The 3716-nt window shown below is 58.4% G+C and carries 2 protein-coding genes; one reads left to right on the forward strand and one right to left on the reverse strand.

Annotated features, from left to right (window positions below; translation table 11 throughout):
• Positions 1-212: 212 nt before the first annotated feature.
• Positions 213-824 carry a recombinase family protein gene (locus N4A58_RS20870; RefSeq protein ID WP_068242705.1) on the reverse strand — a complete coding sequence of 204 codons (612 nt, stop codon included), beginning with the start codon at positions 822-824 and terminating at the stop codon, positions 213-215.
• Positions 825-944: 120 nt separating this feature from the next.
• Between N4A58_RS20870 and N4A58_RS20875 the strand changes: the two genes are divergently transcribed.
• The coding region (locus N4A58_RS20875) for a Tn3 family transposase (RefSeq protein WP_293713381.1) at positions 945-3716 on the forward strand (2772 nt) is incomplete at its 3' end.

A 3716-nucleotide genomic window follows, 5' to 3' on the forward strand; every position in this document is an offset into this window, starting at 1 on the left:
CAAGCATGGCAACGCCGAGCGCTGCGGCGGTCAGTTTCTGGAAAATCATTGGGGCAACATCCTCCCTACCCACGTGGTGCTGGCTCCGCTATCTGGAGCGGGCTTGCTTTTAGAGCTCGTTATTCGAACAAACATCGAATAACGCATAAACTTAGAGGCAGGCAGACACGGAGTCAATTGGGGTCTGATGCCGGAGAGTGCAGAATCCTACGCTAAGCGGTGAGAACCCGTTTCCCATAATCGCGCAGATTGCCGTTCGGGTCGACATATCGGTAGAGTGTGACTGGTTTGACCCCCAATTCCTTACAAAGTTCTGAAACCGATGTGTCGCGGCTGGCCATAGCTGCCTGAGCCATGCGGACCTGCGCTTTTGTCAGCGCAAACTTCCTGCCACCTTTCCGGCCACGGGCGCGGGCGGCTTGTAACCCCGCCATTGTGCGTTCGCGTATCAACTCGCTTTCAAATTCGGCGAGAGCGGCAAAGATGCCGAAAGAAAGCCGGCCTGCCGCAGTTGTTGTGTCAATCTGCGCCCCTTGCCCGGTTAGAACCTTGAGGCCGACGCCACGCTCGGACAGCATGCTGACGGTTTTGACAAGGTGGTGGAGGCTGCGCCCCAAGCGGTCGAGCTTCCACACGACCAGCACATCCCCCTCACGCAATGCCTTGAGGCAGGCCTCCAGACCGGATCGGTCATCCTTCTTGCCCGACGCCAGATCTGAGTAAATCTGTTCTTCTTCCACGCTCGCTGTGATCAAGGCATCCCGCTGCAGGTCTAGGGACTGGCTTCCGTCGGCTTTTGAGACCCGTGCATAGCCGATCAGCATGTTTCACAAACGTTCGTTTGAGGTGTTCTGGAACGCAGTATGCTTTCAGCCATCAAAACAATTCCTTATTCAGTATCTTAATCATCAATAAACAAACCATTATAAGAAAGCAAAAGATACATGGCGCATCGTACCGTCCTGACCGAGCGGCAGCGCTCAGCACTTTTTGACCTTCCGACTGATCGAACCGTGATGCTGCGTCATTACACTTTGGCGGACGACGACTTGGAAATCATCCGCGCCCGTCGCCGCCCACACAATCGTTTCGGCTTTGCTCTCCAGCTTTGTGCGTTGCGCTATCCCGGTCGCTTGCTAACCCCGGGTGAGGTCATTCCACTGGAAGTCACGCGTTTTCTGGCGGCGCAACTTGGGCTGAATGCGGACGATCTGGCGGGATATGCAAGCCGCGAAGAAACGCGCCATGAACACTTGGCTGCCCTGCGGGATCTTTATGACTACAAGATGTTCACCGGTCGAGGGTCGCGCGACCTGAAGGTCTGGATTGAGAACGAGGCCGAAACCGCCCGATCGAATGAGGATTTGGCGCGGCGGTTCGTTGAGCAATGCCGGACGACCCAGACCATACTACCGGGGATCACGGTTATCGAACGCCTTTGCGCGGATGCACTCGTTGCTGCCGAGCGACGGATCGACGCTCGGATTGCCGACCGGCTGGATGATGAGATGTGCAGTCGACTTGACGCCTTGCTGACGGAAACGGCGGACGGTTCTGTCAGCCGCTTTGTCTGGCTACGCCAGTTTGAGGTGGGCCAGAACTCGGCCGACATGAACCGGCTGCTCGACCGGTTGAAATTCTTGCAGGCCATGGCCGTGGACAGAAGCATCCTGTCGGGTGTGCCACCCCACCGTATCGCGCGCCTCCGAAGGCAAGGGGAACGATATTTCGCAGGAGATCTGCGGGATATTTCAGGCGACCGCCGCCTTGCCATCCTCGCAGTTTGCGCTTTGGAATGGCGCAGTGCCATTGCCGATGCAGTGGTCGAAACCCATGATCGGATTGTGGGGAAGACGTGGCGTGAGGCGAAACGCGTATGCGATGCTCGGGCAGATGACGCCAAGGCTGCTTTGAAAGACACCTTGCAGGGCTTATCAAATTTTGGATCAGCTCTGCTGGAAGCACATGAAGATCAGGCCTCCCTGATGGAGGCCGTCCAAAACGCCGGAGGCTGGTCATCGCTGAGGGGGCTTGTTTCCACCGCCGCCCAACTGACTGACACATTGGCGGCTGATCCACTGGCACATGTTGTTCACGGGTATCATCGCTTCCGACGCTATGCGCCGCGCATGCTCCGGGCGCTCGATATTCAGGCAGCCCCGGTGGCCGAGCCGTTGCTTGCCGCCGCCGACATCGTCGCGGGTACGGAAACGACAACTACCCGGCCACTGACCTTTCTGCGCCGGGCTTCGAAATGGCATCGACACTTGAATCACGACGATGGGAACCGGCTTTGGGAGGTGGCGGTCCTGTGCCACCTACGCGACGCATTCCGTGCCGGCGACATCTGGCTCGCACATTCCCGCCGGTATGGTGATCTCAAGGAAGCGCTGGTTTCGACGGAAGTTGCCAGGGCCACGCCAAAACTGGCCATGCCGTTTGAACCGGATCTCTGGCTCGCGGATCGAAAATCTCGCCTAGCAGATGGCTTGGAACGACTGGCCCGCGCCGCCAGGGCGGGTGCCATTCCGGGAGGTTCTATCGAAGATGGCGTGCTCAAGATCGACCGTCTGACGGCCGCTGTCCCCGAAGAGGCAGATGCCATGGTGCTCGATCTCTACAACCGCCTGCCGGAGATCAGGATCACAGACCTCCTGCTCGAAGTGGATGACGAGATCGGCTTTACCGAGGCCTTCACCCATCTGCGCACCGGCGTTCCATGCAAAGACAGGGTCGGCATGTTGAACGTGCTGCTGGCTGAGGGGCTGAACCTTGGTCTCAGCAAAATGGCTGGGGCCACGAACACCCATGATTATTTCCAGCTCTCGCGCTTGTCGCGCTGGCATGTGGAAAGCGATGCGATGGCACGCGCCTTGGCCATGGTGATCGAAGGTCAATCTGCCTTGCCGATGGCCCAGTTTTGGGGCGCAGGGCAGACCGCTTCGAGCGACGGGCAATTCTTCCCGACCACTCGCCATGGCGAGGCGATGAACCTGATCAACGCCAAATACGGCCATGAACCCGGTCTAAAAGCCTATACCCATGTCTCCGACCAGTACGGCCCTTTCGCCACCCAGACCATCCCGGCCACGGTGAACGAGGCTCCTTACATCCTGGACGGCCTGTTGATGACAGACGCAGGTCAGAACATCCGCGAACAGTATGCCGACACGGGCGGCTTCACCGATCACGTCTTCGCCGTCACCGCCCTTCTGGGCTTTCAGTTCATCCCCCGCATCCGGGATCTACCTTCCAAGCGCCTTTACCTCTTCGATCCAGCATCCTGCCCAAAAGAACTGAAGGGCCTGATCGGCGGCAAGGTCAGGGAACCCGTCATCAACTCAAACTGGCCAAATATACTGCGCAGCGCGGCCACGATGGTGGCGGGCGCAATGGCCCCAAGCCAACTTTTGCGGAAATTTGCATCCTACCCCCGACAGCATGAACTTGCGGTCGCATTGCGCGAAATCGGCCGGATCGAACGGACGCTGTTCATCCTCGATTGGCTGCTGGATGCCGACATGCAGCGCCGTGCCCAAATCGGCCTGAATAAGGGCGAAGCGCATCATGCGCTGAAAAACGCCCTGCGCATTGGTCGCCAAGGTGAAATCCGTGATCGAACAGCCCAAGGCCAGCACTTCCGAATGGCCGGGCTGAACCTGCTCGCCGCTATCATCATTTACTGGAACACCAAGCACCTTGGCCAAGCTGTCACG

This window comes from Donghicola sp. (assembly GCF_025210255.1).
GTDB lineage: Bacteria > Pseudomonadota > Alphaproteobacteria > Rhodobacterales > Rhodobacteraceae > Donghicola > Donghicola eburneus.